The organism is Bacillus sp. UMB0728 (assembly GCF_002858875.1).
Taxonomy (GTDB): Bacteria; Bacillota; Bacilli; order Bacillales; family Cytobacillaceae; genus Bacillus_AB; species Bacillus_AB infantis.
Window position 1 is genome coordinate 732,733 of sequence record NZ_PKLA01000003.1, and the last position, 19,000, is coordinate 751,732.

Consider the following 19,000-nt stretch of genomic DNA (forward strand, 5'->3'; position numbering starts at 1 on the left):
CATGCCCGGAGCCGCCCTTTTTGTTATTAATAAGAATCTTTGGATTTGTTTTTAAATAAGTGAATATGGTCAAGTGCCTTCCCCGTGCCGATTGCCACACAGTCAAGCGGATTTTCAGCGATGAGGACAGGCATTTTTGTTTCCTCTGCAATCACCTTGTCCAAGTTGCGGAGAAGTGCTCCTCCGCCAGTCAGCACAATCCCCCGGTCCATGATATCAGCAGCCAGTTCAGGCGGCGTTTTTTCCAGGGTGACCTTTACGGCATCCACAATGCTATAGACAGTATCACGAAGGGCAGCGGCAATTTCCTCAGCTGTAATTTCTATCGTTTTTGGCAGTCCTGTCAAAAGGTCGCGGCCGCGGATTTCCATATTTTCAATGCCTTCAGGCTCACCGGCGGAGCCGATCTCCATTTTAATGCTTTCAGCTGTCCGGTCGCCGATCATTAGGTTATAAGTTTTGCGGATATAATTAATGATTGCATCATCCATTTCATCTCCCGCAATGCGGATTGACTGGCTCGTAACAATGCCGCCAAGTGAAATGATGGCAACTTCAGTCGTCCCGCCGCCGATGTCGACAACCATGCTGCCTGTCGGCTCCCAAACAGGAAGATTTGCACCGATTGCAGCAGCAAACGGCTCTTCAATCGGGTAAGCATCGCGGGCACCAGCCTGGCGTGTTGCATCAATGACAGCACGCTGTTCTACAGCGGTGATGCCTGAAGGCACACATACCATTACATACGGCTTACCGGCAAAGAAGCCCTTCTTGACAGCCTGTCTGATATAATATTTCATCATGGTAGCCGTTGTTTCATAATCAGCGATAACGCCGTCCTTCATAGGACGCATCGCCACTACATTGCCCGGCGTACGGCCGATCATATTCTTCGCATCATTGCCGACAGCGACAATGCTTTTAGTATCCGTCTGCATGGCAACCACAGATGGCTCCCTTACAGCGATTCCTTTTCCTTTTACATAAACGAGTGTATTGGCAGTCCCCAAGTCGATTCCAAGATCCCGTGTTCCGATTCCAAACATAGCTGTATCTCCCTTTCTGATACGAAATGCAATTTTTTAAGGTGATTTTTATATTCGAAGAAGGCTGAAAAAGCAGCCTGGTTAGCAGTTGGCAGACTTATTCTAGTCTAAAAAATCATAAATTATATTATATCCTAACAATCGGTAAAATCATAGTGTTATAAATAACCTTTTTCCTTTAAGCTGACATATTTGTTTTCCCCGATGATCAAATGATCGAGCACATCAATGCCGATGATTTTCCCGCACTCCGCCAGCCTCTTCGTGACTTCGATATCTTCCCTGCTTGGTGCAGGGTCGCCAGAAGGATGGTTATGGATGCAGATGATAGACGCAGCCGACCTCCTGAAGGCCTCCTTGAAAACCTCCCTGGGGTGAACGATTGAAGCATTCAGGCTGCCGATGAAAATCGTCTGCTTATGGAGCACCTGATTCTTTGTGTTCAGGTAAAGGCAGACAAAATGCTCCTGCGAAAGGAAGCGCATGTCATTCATGACATATTTGGCGCCGTCCTCAGGTGACCGGATCACAAAGCGGTCATCATAGGAAAGGCTGGAAATTCGCCTCCCTATCTCGACCGCGGCCAGTACCTGAATGGCCTTGGCCATGCCGATCCCTTTGATGCTGGTCATCTCATCAAGCGTCGCATCCTTCAGGAGGCGGAGGCCTTCAAAATGGGTAAGAAGCCTGTTTGACAGCTGGAGCACAGACTCCTCCTTAGTCCCGGTCCTGAGCATAAGAGCAAGAAGCTCATGATTGGACAGGCTTTCCGGGCCATTCTGGATAAAGCGTTCGCGCGGCCTCTCATCCTGCGGAAAATCACGTATCATCAATGATTCAGTTTTCAATATGGTTCCTCCCTTGCCGGCGGGAAAGGGAGGCAGACGATCGTACAGTATTTAAAAAGGCAGAGTGAATCCCGCCTTTTTCAATTCTCTTGCTGTTCTTGAAAGCGGAAGCCCGACGACTGCGAAATAATCACCATCAATCCGCTTCACAAGCGTTGCACCAAGACCCTGGATTCCATAAGATCCGGCCTTGTCGAAGGGCTCGCCGCTTTCGATATATGCCGACTTTTCGTCATCTGTCAGCTCCCAAAATTCCACATCCGTTTTTTCGTAAAATTCAACCTTGCTTTTTTGCGGAGTAATAATTGATACTCCGGTATAAACCGAATGGACTCTGCCGGACAAACGCGTCAGCATATCGTATGCATCGCCGCGCCCATCCGGCTTCCCTAGAATAAGACCGTCTGCAAAGACAATCGTGTCCGAACCAATGACAAACGCAGCTGGATTTTTCCGGGCGACAGACTCCGCTTTCCTGGCCGCAAGCTCCATGACCACATTTTCGGGAAGCATTCCCGGTTCGAATGTTTCGTCCACATCACTGCTGGAGACTTCAAATTTCAGCTGAAGATTTTCAAGAAGTTCTTTTCGCCGTGGAGAAGAAGAGGCTAATATGAGGTTCTGCAAAAAAATCACCCTATCCTTTACTTGTATCATTTTGGGAGATACAAACTAATCGTACCAAAATTTATAGGTTCTAACAATTTTTAAAAGAGTTTTGTCAAAAAAAATGGGAGCTTGTCGAATGAAGTCCGACAGCCCCCTATAATGTGCGATATTTCCTGGAAAATATTCACCCTTTTATTAAAGTGCAGTGTACGCTGCAATGAATGACAGCAGATGCTGCTGAATCGCGTAATAGCCTTTTTCATCCGGGTTTTTCTGATAGCTGGCAATTAGCTCTGCCGCTTCTGAGAGTTCCTTCTGCATGACCCCCACACGATCCGCAGAAAGCTTTGCTCCATCAAATCCTGCAAGCTGTACTGATACATCGGCCGCCTGCTTTAATGCTTCTTCCGGAATCGCAGCTCCAGGTGAAGCAGCCCCAATTCCTGCAGCCATTGCCGAATATATCCCCGGGGCCGCTTGCAGGAATTTTTCATCTTCCTCCTGTAGCTTCTCCACAGTTTTTCCGCCGGCAGCCAATTCCTTGGCAAATGTATCAATGCCCTTGCTCTTATAATCTGTTCCAAGCTGTTTCGCATCTTCCAGCGACCCTGCTGCTCCAAGGAACAGATAAGATTTTCCTTCCATCTCCATCAGCTGTGCCGGAGCACCTTTTTCATAAATCGTGCTCTGGATCTTTTCAGCCGCATCCTTCGTTGAAAAAACACCGCCCTGAACAACAAAAACTGTAAGGGGCTCAAGGGCCAAAGTCCCATTTCCGGCTGAGCTTCCCTGATCGGTGCTGCTGACAGTGCCTGCTGTAGCCTGCGCAGCTCCTTCAGGCTCTTCAGCGCTTCCATCATGTATCACCATCTTCAGCATCAAAAAACCAAGGCTTGTCCCGAACAGGACAGCAAAGAATACAGATATCACCACTGAACGGACCAGCGCTTTCTGATTGGAAGGCTTTCCCGGTGAGCTGAATATACTGCTTTTCTTCCCGCTTCCCTTTTCCGTCTTTGCGGCAATCTTGTATTCCTTCGGTTCTGGATCCTCCTCCATGATTTCAGGGAGAATCCAGTCAAACTCATCATCTGCCGCTTCCCTGGCAGGAGCTGCCTCCAATTCAGCCAGTTCCTCATTTGCTGATAGAAGGTTCCCCTCTGCAGACTCTTCTTCCACATTCTCTAAGTGCTGCACTTCTTCTGCAGGATCTCTTTCCTTTTGAGCCGTTTTGTCTTTCATATACACGGCTTCCCGATCCTTGCCATTCAGCTTGATCGTAATGGTCCGTCCGTTCCCTTGGTTTTCCACAGCTTGTCCTCCCCGTGTCGATTGCTGGATTTGCCTTCATCCTAACACAGGGGCAAAAAAAAATAACAAGACTTTTGTCGTCTTGTTATAGGATGCTTTCGTCAAATTTTTTAGTTGTCTTTTACGATTAAATCTATTGACAGCTCACGCACCGGGATCGGTTTGCCTGAAGCCCCCTGGTAAGAGCAAAGATTACGGTTCTCGCCGTACAGGCATACCGTCCTGATATGCTCCCCGTCTATTTCTACATAGCTGGCATCTGATGGTTCAATATAGTTGCCTGTATACGGATCCTTAAAAGCTTCCATAAAGCCGGCTTCTGAAACCATACTGAAAGTGATCCGCTGAGCGAGTGTATTGCCACTGGTCACTTCGCGCTTCACAAAATAGCCCGCTGCTTCATTCAGCGCATAGGCATTGCCGACAAAGGCTTTATCCCGTGAATTCTGAACCAGACTCAGTATGGAAGCAGTGGCGATTGCGGCAATAATGCCCAGGATTACGAGAACAGCCAGCAGTTCTATTAAAGTTAATCCCTTGTCATTCAGTCTAGCAAAGCTCTTCATCATACTAGACCCCGTTTCTATAGAATAGATTAAGGCTGAGTTTCTTCTTCTATCTCGACGTCCTCCTGGCTGGAGAAACCGCTCAAGGGGTTCTGCTTATTAGAAACAGCAGGAACGTCCAAAGGAGGCAGCTCTTTTTGGAGTTCTTCCAGATTAGGATAATAATATGCTGCAAGTGAGACTTCAAATTCTACATTCTCCGAATCCTGATCCACCGAATAAATTTCTGGCAGTCCGGTGAAGTTAAGGACCTCCACTTTAACGATCCGCTTCAGCGATTCCAGGCTCTTGATGAACTTTTCCATCTCAAAATAGGTTGCTGCTTCGCCGCTCAGCGTCAAGGAAATCTTTCGGATTCCATTGGGGAGGATCTCCTCTGCAGGTGAATTGACTTCACTTGTACTTTCATCGGAGGCTTCCTGATCATCGGCTGGTGATTTTTCCGGTTCCGCCCCGCCCTCTTCTGTTGCTGCTTCGGCAACAAGATCTATTTCCTCATCATCTTCTGTTCCGTCCAGCTTTAACTCTATGATATTTGTATCAGAAATAACTTCTGCTTTTTCAAGGTCAAGTAATAGCTGATCAAGCATCCGTTTGACAGGCACCTGCTTCTGCAGCTCCATTGTGCTGAGGATCGTCTTTTCACCGGTTTCAGCCAGTTTGTTTTCTATAATGGTCAATTCCTGGCTGGCCAGCTTCAATTCAGTTTGCTTTCTGTCTATCTGCTCATGGACAGGCAGTATGAGCAAATAATAGGCACCAGCGACTGCCCCGCCAAGTATAAGGATGGAGAGAAAAATGATCAGCAGATGTTTTTTGGATAATTGGAGGTTCAAGGGGCAGTCCCCCCTTCAGCTTCCTTCTCCTCAATTTCTTGCTTAAGCAAGCTGGAGTTTATCTGCAATTCATAAGCTGCAAAATAACGCGGCAGGATTTCTTCTTCAGCCGCAGAGGTCTCTTCATCATCATCTTTCAGAACATCTGTAGTTTTTGCCTCAGTCAAAACGGCCTCGTCGAGCCATCCCAAAGAGAGCAAAGAATTCAAATAATAGGCAGCCTGACTTTTAGTGTCAAACTGTACTATTTGCTTGATTTTATTCTCTTCATCTTTTTCAAACTCAGTTATGTAGCCTCTTTCCGGAAGCAGCTTGGTCACTTCATTCAAGATGTAAACCACACTGAAAGGCTGCTCTTTTGCCCAGGAAATGGCATTTTCAAGTTCACCAACCGAATTGGAAGATTCATAATCAGCAAGTTTCACTCGTTGTGCTTCAAGAATTTCATTCGTCTGGGCTATTTGAGTTTCAACCTGTTCTATCTTCTCTTTTTGGCTGCCTAAATAAATATAAAGAGACACAGACAAGATGACAGCTGCCAAACCTGCTGCTGCCAAAGAGATGTAGGCTGCTTTGCTTCTTTTTTCTTTTTTGGGAAGAAGATTGATATCTACAAGCATGTCTACACCTCTTTCAAGCCCAAACCAACATTAAGATTAAATTGGGGCTTAATTCTCTGTTCTGTGTTTTGTTCCCCGCCCAGGACTGCCAGAGGGGCGTCAAACCTTTCCGCAAGAATTGAGCGGATGTCCTCCATCCAAGGGTGATCGCCATCAGCTAAAATCTTAGTGATTTGTTTATTGCCCTGGTTCAAGGAATATCTATAAAAATTCATGACCCGTTCCAATTCTTTATAGATATCCTCGAGCGGAAGAAGAACCTCGCTTTTGTCGCCTTTATACACCAAACCGCTTCCCGGCTCTGCTTCCCACTTATCATGATCTGCATCAATCATAAGATGGCGCATGAAAACCGGTTCATGTCCTTCAAAAATACTGACATTCACCTGCTGTGCATCAAATTGCACCATCATGAGATGTTCATCAGGAGCCGGAAGGTCGTACTCATAATAGAGGCGATACAAGGCAAGACAGGAGATATCCGCAGCAGACGGCCTTAAACCAGCTTCTTCAAAAAGGGAGACATACTCATTCACGACCTCTTCAGGAGCTGCAAACAGCAAAATCTGCCTCTTTTCCTTTTCTGACTGTAAAGGAACAAAATCAAAAACTGGATCCTCAAAAGGAAGATGGATGCTTGTCCCAAGCTCCATATATAGATAACCTTTAATTTCATCACTTGTCACATCTTCGGGAATATCCAGTTTTCTGATGATAATAAAAGGGTCAGGCACTAAAAAGGAGATATTTCTTTTCTTGATCTTCCAGTCGGCCACGCATTCTTCAAGAATGCTGGAAAGTGTTTCGAAATCCTGGATCCTGCCTTCCCTAATAATTCCATTCGGCAAAAAACGCTCTTCACAGCGAAGAGTCTCGGGCTCGTTACTGCTCTTCAGTTCGGCCATCCGGATGACATGATCCTTGATTATAATATTAATGATTCGATTTTTCCCGAATGAAAATAGAGGGGCCATATCAATTTCTCCTTAAATGAATGTATAAAGATACCAATCCAGAATACGCTGGCCAAAAAAATAGGCAGTAAGGCTTCCTAGTGCTATGTATGGACCAAAAGGGATTGGCTTTCCTTTTTCCACCTTGCCAATCAGCATCCCCACAATGCCAAAAACAGCTCCAAATAGGGTTGCAAAGAAAAAAGTCAAAAGGACAAGCTTTGTTCCGAGCGCAAGGCCAATCACGGCAAAGAGCTTGATATCTCCCCCGCCCATACCGCCTTTACTGATAACGGCAATGAACAGAAGCAGGAAAAAGCCGGCTGCCACACCCAGCAGTGAATCCCACCATGGCGATAGAGGAAGGAAAATCCTCTCCAATAAAAAAATCACTGCGAACACAAGCAGGACTTTATCTGGAATAATCATATATTTAATATCTGATACAAACACAATGACCATCAGGGAAATCAGCGTCCAAGCGATGATCAGCTCCAGTGTCCATCCCATCAGGATCGGGGCAAGGGCAAATAACAGGCCGGTCGCCAGTTCAACAGCAGGATAAAGAAATGAAACCGGCGCTTTGCAGCGCCGGCATTTCCCTCCCTGCAGCAGATAGGACACTACCGGAATCAACTCATAGGGCCTTAAAGTATGCTGGCAATATGGACAATGTGACCGCGGCTTGACTATTGACTGCTTTAGCGGAATCCTCAGGCCTACTACGTTGTAGAAGGAGCCTAGGAGGAGGCCGTAGAGGAATACTACTATTACCATAGGTTATACTTCTTTACCATTACTCTTCATCTTCTTCCTCACCAGCTGGTATATCTCTAGCACTTTTAGGTGCGTTGTCAATCATTTGCACAGTAGCACTTTTAAAATTCACTGTTATTCCGGATTTGGTTCCAGAACCGGTAAACAGAAATGCTCCGTCATCAGTAACTTCTACTTTAGCATTAGTATCAGCCTCAAAGGTAGGGACTTCATCTAAGAAACCATTCAAATCTTCCAGGGTAATTTCCTTATCAGAACTACTTTCAGCATATCGAATTTTAGCTGCATTTAAAATTTGAATTGCATCAGCTTTAACCGCACTAATTTTTGAGTTCTCAATAATCTTTCCAATGCTAGGAATGGCAATTGCCGCAATAATCCCCAAAATAACAATAACAGCCAAAAGTTCAATCAGCGTCAAACCTTTTTCATTCTTTAATTTTTGACCCAGTTTTTTCAACATCTTCTTTCCCATCTCCTTATGAGTATTCGCCTATTACTTTAGTAGGTTAATCCTATTATACTAGATTATTACAATAACAGAAGTCGTATTTTAATGGTTTTTGTAAATTTATTGCACTAGCCGACATGATTGAATATTTGGAACATCGGGACCATTATTGATGTAACGATAGTTCCTACAATTCCGGCAAGGAATACAATCATTAAGGGCTCTATCAATGATTTAAGCCTGTCAGTCGAGCTTTCTACTTCCCGTTCATAAAAATCGGCTACTTTGGACAGCATTTCATCCAGGGATCCAGTTTCTTCCCCGATGGCAATCATTTGAGAGACAAGGGGAGGAAAGACCCAATGCAACCGCATCGGCTCAGTCAGAGAGCGCCCTTCCTCTAATGAAGTCCTGGATTTTTTTAGTACCTTGGAGACTACCTCGTTCTCCACAACATTCTCTACTATGGCAAGGGCCTGGAGAATGGGTACAGAACTGGCAAATAACGAACTTAACGTTCTTGTCATCCTGGCCAATGCAGCTTTTTGCAGCATTTTCCCAAAGATAGGAAGCTTAAGAAACGCATAGTCCAGATAGTACTTCGATTTTTTATTATTTCTGATGGCTACAAATCCAATAAACAAACCAATGAAGAATAAAACAACAATCCACCAGTATGACTGCATAAACTCGCTGGAACCCAGAACAAACTGTGTGATGGCAGGAAGCTCTCCACCGAAATCCTTAAACATATCAACAAAAGTAGGAACCACACTTACTAGTAGAAAAATGACTACCGCAACTGCAATGATTCCTACAGCAACAGGGTAGGCAAGGGCGGAAACAATTTTTTGCTTCGTAAAATGCTGTTTTTCATAGTGGACAGCCAGCCTTTCAAGCGTATCGTCGATATTTCCTCCAGCTTCGCCTGCCTTTATCATATTCACAAACATGCTGGTAAAGATTTTCTTATGTTTGGCTGCCGCGTCAGATAATGGGTTACCCTCCCTTAAATCTTGCTCTACTGTTTCGAGGGCTCTCCTTAATGCTTTACTTTCTGTTTGCTGGGCAAGTATCCTCGTAGCATCCACCACCGTCACCCCCGCCCGAAGCAGCGTAGAAAACTGCCGCAGATAAATCACAAAATCCTGCAGCTTCACTGGATTTCCGATTGTCAGCTCTTTGGTAAGCAGGGTCTCTGCAACCTCATTAAGTTCAGTAACCCTGATGCTGTCCTTCTTCAGCTGCAGCATAGCCTCCCGCTTCGAGGCTGCACTTATGATTCCGGACTTCTTCCCTTTTAGGTCACGGCCGCTGTATTTATACCGGGGCATATCAATTCACCTTTTCCTGGAGGTATGGCATGGCCGCCTTCTTGGATACTTGTCCTGACTGCACGAGTTCATTGATGCTTGAATCAAGGGTATGCATGCCCTGAGCCCTTGAAGTTTGCATGATGTTGGCGATCTGATGGACTTTTTCATTGCGGATCAGATTGGCCACTGCTGAATTATTGACCAGGATTTCGGTTGCGGCCTTGCGCCCTTTGCGGTCAATGATAGGGAAGAGCCGCTGTGATACGATTGAAACAAGTACAGAGGCAAGCTGAATCCTGATCTGTGCCTGCTGGGATGGCGGGAAAACGTCGATAATCCGGTTGATTGTCGCAGGTGCACTAGATGTATGAAGAGTCCCGAAAACGAGATGTCCTGTTTCTGCTGCGGTTATCGCCGTCTGTATCGTTTCAAGATCACGCATCTCCCCGACCAATATGACGTCAGGGTCCTGCCTGAGGGCAGCCCGCAGGCCGTTAGCAAAATTATTTGTATCAAACCCGACTTCTCGCTGGTCAATGATGCAATTGCCATGCTTATGTAGGTACTCAATCGGATCTTCAAGCGTAATAACATGCTTCCTCATATTTTGATTCATATAATCAATGATAGAAGCCAGCGTGGTAGATTTTCCGCTTCCTGTCGGGCCCGTCACCAGCACCAGCCCCTGTGGTTTTCCTGCTATCTTCTTAAGAATGTTAGGCAGCTCCAGCTCATCAATCGTTGGGACTCTTGTCGGCACAACCCGGACCGCCAATGCAATACATGAACGCTGATAATAGGCATTGACACGAAAACGCGATACCCCTTGAACACCATAGGAAAAATCGAGTTCCCCTTTTTCCTTGAAGCGGTCCCACATATTTTCAGGGATGATGGCTTTGGCCATGGACTCTGTATGTGCAGGGAGCAAATTTTCTTTGCCATATCGCTTCAGCTCGCCATTGATCCGGAATATGGGAGGCACTCCAACGGTCAGATGGATATCGGAGGCTTTCAGTTCAAAGCCCGCCCGTAAAAGAATATCAATTGCTTCAGTCATGATCATTGCTCCTAATCAGGTATGGCAACACGAAGGACTTCTTCTGTCGTCGTAATGCCTTGTTTTACTTTCAGCAGGCCATCATCAATCAAAAATATAGTCTTATTCTTTATAGCAAGCTCACGGAGCCTTGAGAAGGATTCCCCATTCATGATGACCCTGCGCATTTCATCATCAATTACAAGTACCTCGTGGATGGCAATCCTGCCTTTATAGCCTGTCATATTGCAGGAAGAACAGCCTCTGCCCCGCTTGATTGTTTCTACCTTCATGCCGCGCCGAGCAAAGATTTCAATCTCTCTTTTTGTAGGTGCCTGAATTTCTTCACAATCCCGGCAGACACGGCGGACAAGTCTTTGAGCAACAATTCCGCTGAGCGAGGATGCTACCAGGAATGGCTCTACTCCCATATCAAGAAGCCTTGTTATTGAACCAAGCGAATCATTCGTATGCAGGGTGCTGAGAACAAGGTGTCCTGTCAGAGAGGCTCTTATGGCAACCTCTACTGTTTCCTTATCCCGGATTTCCCCAACCATGATGATATTGGGATCCTGTCTCAGGATGGCCCTCAAGCCTTTAGCAAATGTCATTCCGACATTGGAGTTTACCTGGATCTGATTGATGCCTTCGAGCTGGTATTCAACAGGATCTTCAACCGTGATGATATTGACTTCTTCGCTGTTCAGCTGGTTAAGCGCTGCATAAAGCGTGGATGATTTCCCTGATCCTGTAGGGCCTGTCAAAAGGACGATACCGGTAGGCTTATTGATCATGGAAGTGAAGCGGTTCAAATTAAGCTTGTTAAATCCAAGCTTATTCATGTCATTCAATGAACTGCCAAGATCAAGAAGACGCATAACAATTTTTTCGCCATACACGGTCGGCAAAGTTGATATACGGAGGTCAATCGGATGGAAATCAAGATTTATCTTAATTCTGCCATCCTGCGGCACCCGGTGCTCTGTGATATCAAGGTTGGCCATGATTTTAATCCTGGCTGTCAGCACACTTTGCATATGCTTGGGCAGCACCCTCTCTGTCCGGAGCACTCCATCGATTCTGTATCTTACTGCCACCTTTGTTTCCTGGGGGTCAATATGTACATCACTTGCTTTCATGGAGGCAGCGTTCCCGAGGATTTGATTGACGAGCCTGACAATCGGTGAATCCTCATCGGCAATCTTGTCATCCTGAAGTTCTTTTGTGCCAGGTGAAGCGTCAAGCAGTTCTTCAAATCCTTCGTCCATGTCATAGTACTTATTGATGGCACGCAGGATATCATCCTTCGTTGCAATGGCAGCCTCAACATGAAATCCGGTTGACAGACGCAGATCATCAATTGTGTAGAAATCCATTGGGTCAGCCATGGCGACAAAAAGCTTTTCTCCCTCTTTCTTTAAAGGGATGATCAGATTTCTCTTCGCAAGATCTTTTGGCACCATACTGAAAAGCTTCACATCAAATGGATAGCGATAAAGGCTGACATGCGGGATGCCCAGCTGGAATTCCAGCACTTCTATCAGCTGCTGTTCTGTAATATAGCCCCGCTGCAGGAGGGCATCCCCGATCCTTTGATCTTTATGCTTTTCCTTCAGCGCTTGCTGCAGCTGTTCTTCTGATATCAGACCTGAATCAACAAGCAAATCTCCTAAACGCCTTCTTGTCTGTTTCATTGATATCCCTGCTTTTTCTTCATATTATTTGGCAGCTTCATTCGGCTTTCCCCAAAGGCCATCATCTTCTTTTTCTTGCCCAGACTGGCTGGACTCTTCACCGCTTTGAGAGCCAGAGGGCTCTTCCCCGCTCTGAGAACCGGAGTTTTCTTCACCGGACTCGGCATTTTCCGAAGAATCTTCTGGATCTCCAGCTGTGCCGTTCTGCTCTTCGGGAAGACTTCCTGCTGTTTGTCCGCTGTTTTCCTGTACGCTGCCTCCATTATTCAAGTTAGCAGACTCCTTAACTGTCAAACTATGAATAATGACTGTATGCACCGGCGGATAAAAATCTTCTGAAATGGCTTCTGTTTTAATGATGCTCCCATCGCGGTCTACTGTATCCCGGTAGACCTTGATCAGCATCCCGTCCAACCCCTCAACAGCTGTCCTTTGTTCACCAAACCTGAGCTTTGCATCAAATTGGACGACTGTCTTGGGCTTAAACGCTTCCTTATCCTTCAGTTGAATTTTATAGGAATAGATAAGGCTCCGCCCTTTAAGCGCCGTATAAAAAAGGCTGTCTTGATAGGAAAACTCAAGAGTATATTTTTGATCATTAGGGTTGGCTATGATCAGATCCATATTTTTATCTTTGCTTACCTTAGCTTCAAAGCCGGCTTCTGCATAACCCGGAAGGTTTCTTCCGATATGGCGCTCTGCAAATGTAAAATTGGTCGGAATAACAGCCTTGTAAATAGTGCTTGCTACAGCTCCAAGAGATTGCTCATTGTATGTGACATTGTTTTCTTCCAAAAGTTCCAGCAGGGAAAAGGTTGATTGCGGAAGAATCTCTATCTTCGGGAATCTTTTGGCCCAGTCAGCCAGATCCTTTGCTGTTTGTTCATCCTTTAATACTACCTCAGACAGTGTTACAGCATCTTCCTGAAGCGGGAGATAGTTTTCAAGTTTAATGGCATGCTCACCAGACTGAAGCGCTGACGGGTACAATAAAAGGTCTGACTTGAACCTGGAAAACTCAAAGCTTTCAGATGCCAGATCCGGGGATATACCAGCCAAAGTATTCTTTATATCTGCTTCCTCGATATTGGCAATCAGAAGATTTTCTCCTCCTGATACTGCTGAGCCGATCGATTGCTCCAAATCGAAAGTAAAGAGATCTGAGGGCAGAGTGGCCGCTTTCTCTTTGTATTTTAGGACCAGCTTCGTGCCCCTGCTCCAATCGGCGGTAGTGCCAGCCAGCTTTTCAAGTGCACCAGACTGGTCAAGCCCTGATATATCTGTATTGGCAATAATAGTGTTTTCACCAAATGTTTTACTTGGATTCACAGCATTATTGAATGCCATAGCACCGAATTTAGAAAACGAGAAAATATAAGCCGTGCATAGAATCAGAACAATTGAAAGCTTTACTATTTGTTGAGATTTCATAGCAAGATGTCCCCCCTTGCATTAGGCTTCGACATTCATGGACAATTCAACGACTATATTGGGACCTTCCTCTTGAGCCTTATTGATAATTTCCCTTGTCAGGATCGTTCCCTGGCTTATGATCACTTCGCCATTCATACCATATATATCTTTTAATACAGCTTTGCCAGAAAGAAGTTCAACCTGCTTTTCCTTTAGAAGCTGGATTTCTTCATCGCTCTCGACACTGCTGCCAGCTTCAGTGGCTGCCTCGTTATTATTTTCATGCGCAGACTGGTTCGGATCAAGAAGGGCTGCATCAGTTAAAAAGCCATCAGCAGCATCTTCTTTTACAATAACGATGTCCTTGCCATATGTTAATACAAAATCAGAACGCAGGATTTGTTCGCTGCCGCCGCTTTTAATGTCCATTCCAAGGATATTGCCTGTCTCATCATCCACATAAAATTCGGATATTTCGCCAATCAATTCCCCTTTTCGAGTCATGACCTTTGTATTGGTAATCCTGATTTTCTTGTTTACAAGCTGATTGGCAATCGGAATTTCATTCAGGTCTATAACAGCATTATCACTTTCTACCGTTACAGCATATTCACCAATACCGACCACCTTTTTAAAGGGAATGGCTTTGACGCTCACTTGCCAATCTTCATGCTCAATGGTCAGGAAATCAATTGAGCCTTTTTCAGGATTAATTACTAAAGATTTTACTTTTCCTACTTGCTGTCCATCTGAAATACTGATAATCGGGAGACCCGTAATTTGTAAACTCGTCTTCAATTTATGTCACCACACCTATATTTTAAATTCGTTACATTCATAACAGTTATATTACAACTTTTTCCCTCAAGCAACACTCTATTTCGACAAATATATTTCTTGTAAAAAATGGATTTCTTGTAAAATTACAGGAAAATCGTTATATTTGGTTTCCAAATCACCTAGCAGCAGCTGAAGCTTTTGATACTCTTTTGTGGCTGCATAGTGTTTTATAAGGAGACTTGCAAATGTATAATAATCAGAAAGCGGGAGGCTTGGGCTTAAAGAGCTCTTTACCATCTCTTCATATTGACTCTGTCCAAGGACTCTTTTGGCTGCTTGCAATTGGGCAAGCAGATTGTGAAGAAGCTGATGCTGCAGCATTGCCTGTTCATTTGTGTCTCTATTGTTCATTTCCTCGGGTTCAAAATTGTCATAGGGAGAATCACTGTTTTCCAGGGCTGAGTCCAGTTTATCGATATCGGTTAATGCAGGGCCGTTATCTTCTTGGGGAAGGTCTTCGTCATTTTGAATGGCAATTTCATCGGAATAATCTTCTGTCTCAAAAAGTAATTCTGCCTCAGCTTGTCTGTTTATCTCATAAATCTCTTCAATAGTATCTCCTGCGCCAACCGGAATAACAGATTCTTCTATAACAGGTGTTTCTTCTTGCTGCACAAATGGAATATCATTTATTTCTCCCCTGTCATTTTCTCCTGGCAAATCCGTCTCTTCAAGCATCAGCTTTTCTAAGTCTGCCATATATTCCGGAACAGGAAGATCAGATTCCCCTATCCTGGTCTCTTTCCTTTCTTCATTTTCAGCCCCTGATAAGCTGAACTCGAGAAGAGGTTCTATTTCCTCATCATCCTGCAAGTCTAATTCAAATAATGCTAACTCTCTATCTTCTTCAGAGCTGATGTCGGCTGATGCAGAAAGTTCCACTAATTCCTCAGCAGATTCAGTGTTTCTTCCTGAAAATAAATCTTCCAGCTCTTCTTCTTCCAATCCGACGCTGAAATCTGCAGATTCATTCGTTTCGCCCGCTTCTTCCATAACCGGTTCGGTTTCAATTTGATACTCTGGCGCAGCTTGTACGACTGCTTCCTCTTCTGGAGATGTTTCCAGATCAAGCTCAGACGGCAAAGCAGTTGACTCTTCATGAGGATAACTGAAGCCTGCAAAAGAATCTTCTGCTGTTTCTGCAGCAGAATCCGCAGAAAACAAGGCATTAGGCATCCTGCTTCCCATAAAATATGCAGCAGCAAGCACTAAAGCAATCATAAGCAGTATAATCTGCCACCAAAGAAAGCTTGCTTGTGCAGCAACGCCCATTAAGGCAAACAGCAGGGAAGCTGCAATAGTGATCATTTTGCCTTTTAATGTCATGCCCAGAGGCAAGAAATAAACAATCGGGATGAGCAGCAATAGAGAAATCAACGCAAAAATGTATGTGCTCAAAAACACTTCTCCTTCCAGCAGCAAGTAATATAGTCCTATAAATCTTTTCTCTTTTTATTCTCCTTATATATTTCACTTGTCTTTTTCGACCTATTAAGACAAATATAGCTATAAAATATTGTATAATATAAGAAGAAAGAATGAAAGAAGGGTCTTAATGAAACTTAAAAAAATTCTAAGTAGTTCGAAAGGACTAACTCTTGTTGAAGTCCTCCTTTCCCTGACAATCTTAAGTATCATTCTTTTAGGCTCAATGAAATTTTTCACACAGGCATACAGCTATACCAGCGGCAGCCAAAACAAAACTGCAGGGATCAATGTAGCGAGAAATGCTTTAATGTACATAGAAAATGAGAGTTTTATAGAAATCAGGAAAAAATTCACTGATGACCCTGCTGAGGAAATGAAAATAACAATCTGCGATGAGAGCTACAGAGGGGCATGGAAGGATGGAAGCAGCCTTCATTCGGCTGAGGCTGAGGGTGTTCAAAGCTGCACCTCCACACCTATAGTAATCAATAATGTAGAATACGAGGTTACAATTGCGATGCCAGAGGGACATGTTCCGGAAATTGACGCCTCCTCCATACCGCTTAAAGCAACTGTAGAATGGGAAGGCAGTGAAACTCCAGTAAAAATTGAAGGAGCCATAAAAAGTGAAGATCTTCGATAACAAGGGTTTTACCTTATATGAACTGCTCGCAGTTCTTGCGATTACAGCTATCGTATTGCCGGTCATCTACGGCGTTTTTACTTCGGGCATTAAGCTTTATAACAAAATCCAGGTAGAAGGGCAGCTGCGGGATGATGCAGACTACACCTCCACAATGATTATGAATGCTTTTTACTCTTATCCCTTTGATTATGTAAAAAGCTGTGGAGATGATTGTATCGAACTGGTCAATTCAACGTTCACTGGAGTAGATAAAGTTGAAAATAACAGCAGTGAAGCAACATTTTATGGCGTTTACCGCAATAAGAAGAATACTTCTGAGACCTCAGTTAGAATTGAATTGACAGAAAAGGCTACAGAAGATGGAACAGTGCGGGTTTTCGAAATCGATGGGAAACCGCTTGAAGTCGAATCTGACTTTAAGGACTCAAAGCTTGTTTATAACTGTGCTAGTAAGGCCGCTGAGGCTGCATGCGGTAAAGGCATGATCAGCCTTGACTACAGCCTGGATAATCATCGGCTAGAAGAAGCTTTAGACCTTCACAGCAAATTTGGTTTTTCTGCAGGAGGGCCGCCTGATGAAGAATGAACAAGGAAATGCTTTAATTACTGTTCTGCTCATCTCCCTTATCTTTACTATTCTGGGATTGAGCATCATTGCTTCTGCCATTGGAGGTGCAAAAAGGACAGAGACGAGGGAATCGGACATCGACCTGACTTACAGCAGCATAAAGGTGCTCGAGAATATGACTGCTGATCTCTCCCACTCTCTGTCAGCTTTAGATTTGGAAGATTATATGAATTATGACCAAAAGAAAGTGGAAAGCGGCTATAATACCCGGCTGCACAGTATCTTAGAAGATGTGCTTGAAGAAAGCAGGGCTGAGAACGCAGCTCAGCTTGAGTGTCTCAATATTATAGATATCAGCGAAGGTTCAGAAGTTCCGATCGATCCTGCCGTTTCCTGCGGAAAACAGCTCTCTTTCGATCACGCGGACTATGCAATTGAAACAGAAGCTGATTTTACCAGGGTACTTGATTTAGTTTTAGTGACTAATAACCCTCAGGAAACAGAAGGCGAAATCTCCCGTACCATCAAAAAGCGGATCATTCTGTCACCGCTGCCAAGCTTTTTAAAGTATGCGGTCGGCTCAGAGTCGGATGAAGAGGACTCCGGCTTATTCTTAAATGGCTCCCCTAACATCGTTGGTAATACTTATGCGAATAGGCTGTATATCGACGAGGACGCTCACTACGAAGTTGACGGGGGCACAGAGAAAACTCATGGAACACCAATGCCTTCCCTGATGGGGGACTTGTACAGCAGTTCATCCCATCTGCTCGACATTGTTAAAGATGAAGATAATTTCTACAAAGGGGACATCCCTCCATTAAAGCATGACAGCCAGTTTTTCAATATTGATTACGATAAAACCTTCAGGCAAAGTCTGCGGGACATGCTGAAGGATACAGAAATCAGTCCATCCGTCGCTGATGAAGGAATCAGCTTTAAAGAAAAACTCAGGAGCGAGATTTCCGCCTTGCCGGTAAGGGCTTATGAAATTACGGAGGATGGCTTTGTAAAAGTGATTGAAGGGCAAAGCAGCCCTTTATCAACTCTTGGAGAAAATATAACTCCTACGGCAGGAAGTTATATCATAGACAGCAGTGAACAGGGACTTTATATTTCTGACGATTTTAAGATTTATGGAAATCTTGTCGTCATGAGCACCCAGAATCCAATTACATTCGGGGGTAAATTGATTGTAGAAGGTGATCTGTACCTTACCAGCTATCAAAATCTGACGCTGATGGAAAATGTATATGTAACAGGTAAAACCTACATTTTAAACTTAAACGGGAAACTTGATTTGGAGAAGCAAGTTATATCTGCAGATTCGATAATGGCCGAGTCTCATGAAGGCGCCAAATTAAAAGCAAAAGGCGATATACTGACAGGTGAAAGCCTGACCATCCAGCCTTCCAATACTTCTATAGAAATCAGTGAAAATATTATTGCTGCCAATGGGTTCACTGTCAAAGGGGAAAACTCTGATGCCGGCCAGGAGGACGACGCCGTGAAATTTGATTCCGTTGTTTATGCAGGCGGCAAAGCGTCCATTTCCAATGCCAATATATTAGGTTTATCCAAAGATGGAGAGGAACAGCAAATCATCTTGATGGCCAAAAACGATTTAATGATTACAAGAATCGATGAATTTAATAATTATGATGAAACAGATGAAGATAAGAAACCATATCTTCCAGAAAATGATTCAAAAATCAAGCCGCTTAAAGGGTTTTTCTATACCGAAGAGAATGCCGTGCTTTACGGAGTAGGATCACTGTTTTATATAAACGGCGGGATTTTTGCCAAGGAGAATTTGACAATCAATGCCATACGGGGAGAAGTTGGCTCAAACATAAATAACCTGCCAACCTTAACACAGGAAGGGAAGTTCTCCAGATTTGTTGTAAAATACGACCAGGATGTTCTTCTAAAAAGGATTGAATTATTGCCGCTCGCTGAACAGCTGCAAATTTTCTCTGATGAACTGCTGGTAGAATAAAGAAAGGTGCTGCACTTGCTGCAGCACCTTTTCTTTTAAT

Annotated in this window: 19 protein-coding genes; 3 read left to right on the plus strand and 16 right to left on the minus strand. The window is 44.3% G+C overall.

Going from position 1 to position 19,000, the window contains the following annotated elements:
- Positions 1 to 26: 26 nt before the first annotated feature.
- The 16 genes from CYJ37_RS14770 to CYJ37_RS14845 form a co-directional block, all read right to left on the minus strand.
- Positions 27 to 1,046, minus strand: coding sequence for a rod shape-determining protein (locus tag CYJ37_RS14770; protein WP_009796092.1), 1,020 nt, complete (start codon positions 1,044 to 1,046; stop codon positions 27 to 29).
- A 158-nt stretch (positions 1,047 to 1,204) separates the two neighbouring features.
- The gene (gene radC, locus CYJ37_RS14775) at positions 1,205 to 1,876 is read right to left on the minus strand and encodes a RadC family protein (protein WP_009796091.1); all 672 of its coding nucleotides are present in this window, start codon (positions 1,874 to 1,876) and stop codon (positions 1,205 to 1,207) included.
- 69 nt (positions 1,877 to 1,945) lie between these two features.
- On the minus strand, positions 1,946 to 2,521 hold the full coding sequence (locus CYJ37_RS14780; protein WP_094766966.1) for a Maf family protein: 576 nt from the start codon (positions 2,519 to 2,521) through the stop codon (positions 1,946 to 1,948).
- Between the two features lie 177 nt (positions 2,522 to 2,698).
- Positions 2,699 to 3,814 carry a hypothetical protein gene (locus CYJ37_RS14785; RefSeq protein ID WP_101550421.1) on the minus strand — a complete coding sequence of 372 codons (1,116 nt, stop codon included), beginning with the start codon at positions 3,812 to 3,814 and terminating at the stop codon, positions 2,699 to 2,701.
- Between the two features lie 110 nt (positions 3,815 to 3,924).
- Complete coding sequence (locus CYJ37_RS14790; protein WP_101550423.1) at positions 3,925 to 4,383, minus strand: type II secretion system protein; 459 nt, start codon at positions 4,381 to 4,383, stop codon at positions 3,925 to 3,927.
- A gap of 26 nt (positions 4,384 to 4,409) precedes the next feature.
- A complete protein-coding gene (locus CYJ37_RS14795) occupies positions 4,410 to 5,216 on the minus strand; it encodes a pilus assembly protein PilO (protein ID WP_224951592.1) in 807 nt (268 codons plus the stop codon).
- A complete protein-coding gene (locus CYJ37_RS14800) occupies positions 5,213 to 5,836 on the minus strand; it encodes a PilN domain-containing protein (RefSeq protein ID WP_101550425.1) in 624 nt (207 codons plus the stop codon). The genes CYJ37_RS14795 and CYJ37_RS14800 overlap by 4 nt, the downstream gene beginning before the upstream one ends.
- A gap of 2 nt (positions 5,837 to 5,838) precedes the next feature.
- The gene (gene pilM, locus CYJ37_RS14805; protein ID WP_101550427.1) at positions 5,839 to 6,810 is read right to left on the minus strand and encodes a type IV pilus biogenesis protein PilM; all 972 of its coding nucleotides are present in this window, start codon (positions 6,808 to 6,810) and stop codon (positions 5,839 to 5,841) included.
- Positions 6,811 to 6,822: 12 nt separating this feature from the next.
- Positions 6,823 to 7,566 (minus strand): prepilin peptidase, encoded by a 744-nt coding sequence (locus CYJ37_RS14810; RefSeq protein WP_101550429.1) that lies wholly within the window; start codon positions 7,564 to 7,566, stop codon positions 6,823 to 6,825.
- A 19-nt stretch (positions 7,567 to 7,585) separates the two neighbouring features.
- Positions 7,586 to 8,029 carry a prepilin-type N-terminal cleavage/methylation domain-containing protein gene (locus CYJ37_RS14815; RefSeq protein ID WP_101550432.1) on the minus strand — a complete coding sequence of 148 codons (444 nt, stop codon included), beginning with the start codon at positions 8,027 to 8,029 and terminating at the stop codon, positions 7,586 to 7,588.
- Positions 8,030 to 8,145: 116 nt separating this feature from the next.
- Positions 8,146 to 9,351, minus strand: coding sequence for a type II secretion system F family protein (locus CYJ37_RS14820; protein ID WP_101550433.1), 1,206 nt, complete (start codon positions 9,349 to 9,351; stop codon positions 8,146 to 8,148).
- A 1-nt stretch (position 9,352) separates the two neighbouring features.
- Positions 9,353 to 10,393: a type IV pilus twitching motility protein PilT gene (locus tag CYJ37_RS14825; protein WP_101550435.1), complete on the minus strand. Its 1,041-nt coding sequence runs from the start codon at positions 10,391 to 10,393 to the stop codon at positions 9,353 to 9,355.
- 11 nt (positions 10,394 to 10,404) lie between these two features.
- Positions 10,405 to 12,066, minus strand: coding sequence for a GspE/PulE family protein (locus CYJ37_RS14830; RefSeq protein WP_101550437.1), 1,662 nt, complete (start codon positions 12,064 to 12,066; stop codon positions 10,405 to 10,407).
- Positions 12,067 to 12,090: 24 nt separating this feature from the next.
- A complete protein-coding gene (locus CYJ37_RS14835; RefSeq protein ID WP_101550440.1) occupies positions 12,091 to 13,497 on the minus strand; it encodes a G5 domain-containing protein in 1,407 nt (468 codons plus the stop codon).
- Positions 13,498 to 13,518: 21 nt separating this feature from the next.
- Complete coding sequence (locus tag CYJ37_RS14840; protein WP_101550442.1) at positions 13,519 to 14,277, minus strand: PRC-barrel domain-containing protein; 759 nt, start codon at positions 14,275 to 14,277, stop codon at positions 13,519 to 13,521.
- A 78-nt stretch (positions 14,278 to 14,355) separates the two neighbouring features.
- Complete coding sequence (locus CYJ37_RS14845; protein ID WP_142385273.1) at positions 14,356 to 15,717, minus strand: hypothetical protein; 1,362 nt, start codon at positions 15,715 to 15,717, stop codon at positions 14,356 to 14,358.
- A 157-nt stretch (positions 15,718 to 15,874) separates the two neighbouring features.
- On the opposite strand from CYJ37_RS14845, the gene CYJ37_RS14850 reads away from it, so the two are divergent.
- From CYJ37_RS14850 to CYJ37_RS14860, 3 genes are read left to right on the plus strand one after another with little or no spacing between them, the layout of a single operon-like run.
- On the plus strand, positions 15,875 to 16,390 hold the full coding sequence (locus CYJ37_RS14850) for a type IV pilus modification PilV family protein (protein ID WP_101550446.1): 516 nt from the start codon (positions 15,875 to 15,877) through the stop codon (positions 16,388 to 16,390).
- Positions 16,374 to 16,979 carry a PilW family protein gene (locus tag CYJ37_RS14855; protein WP_101550448.1) on the plus strand — a complete coding sequence of 202 codons (606 nt, stop codon included), beginning with the start codon at positions 16,374 to 16,376 and terminating at the stop codon, positions 16,977 to 16,979. The genes CYJ37_RS14850 and CYJ37_RS14855 overlap by 17 nt, the downstream gene beginning before the upstream one ends.
- The gene (locus CYJ37_RS14860; protein WP_101550450.1) at positions 16,969 to 18,960 is read left to right on the plus strand and encodes a hypothetical protein; all 1,992 of its coding nucleotides are present in this window, start codon (positions 16,969 to 16,971) and stop codon (positions 18,958 to 18,960) included. Before CYJ37_RS14855 ends, CYJ37_RS14860 begins: the two co-directional genes overlap by 11 nt.
- Positions 18,961 to 19,000: the final 40 nt, after the last annotated feature.

Coding starts and splice junctions, on each gene's coding strand:
- CYJ37_RS14770 (WP_009796092.1), bottom strand. CDS start 1,046: ATGTTTGGAATCGGAACACGGGATCTTGGAATCGACTTGGGGACTGCC.
- radC (WP_009796091.1), bottom strand. CDS start 1,876: ATGATACGTGATTTTCCGCAGGATGAGAGGCCGCGCGAACGCTTTATC.
- CYJ37_RS14790 (WP_101550423.1), bottom strand. CDS start 4,383: ATGATGAAGAGCTTTGCTAGACTGAATGACAAGGGATTAACTTTAATA.
- CYJ37_RS14800 (WP_101550425.1), bottom strand. CDS start 5,836: ATGCTTGTAGATATCAATCTTCTTCCCAAAAAAGAAAAAAGAAGCAAA.
- pilM (WP_101550427.1), bottom strand. CDS start 6,810: ATGGCCCCTCTATTTTCATTCGGGAAAAATCGAATCATTAATATTATA.
- CYJ37_RS14810 (WP_101550429.1), bottom strand. CDS start 7,566: ATGGTAATAGTAGTATTCCTCTACGGCCTCCTCCTAGGCTCCTTCTAC.
- CYJ37_RS14815 (WP_101550432.1), bottom strand. CDS start 8,029: ATGTTGAAAAAACTGGGTCAAAAATTAAAGAATGAAAAAGGTTTGACG.
- CYJ37_RS14820 (WP_101550433.1), bottom strand. CDS start 9,351: ATGCCCCGGTATAAATACAGCGGCCGTGACCTAAAAGGGAAGAAGTCC.
- CYJ37_RS14825 (WP_101550435.1), bottom strand. CDS start 10,393: ATGACTGAAGCAATTGATATTCTTTTACGGGCGGGCTTTGAACTGAAA.
- CYJ37_RS14830 (WP_101550437.1), bottom strand. CDS start 12,066: ATGAAACAGACAAGAAGGCGTTTAGGAGATTTGCTTGTTGATTCAGGT.
- CYJ37_RS14835 (WP_101550440.1), bottom strand. CDS start 13,497: ATGAAATCTCAACAAATAGTAAAGCTTTCAATTGTTCTGATTCTATGC.
- CYJ37_RS14850 (WP_101550446.1), top strand. CDS start 15,875: ATGAAACTTAAAAAAATTCTAAGTAGTTCGAAAGGACTAACTCTTGTT.
- CYJ37_RS14860 (WP_101550450.1), top strand. CDS start 16,969: ATGAAGAATGAACAAGGAAATGCTTTAATTACTGTTCTGCTCATCTCC.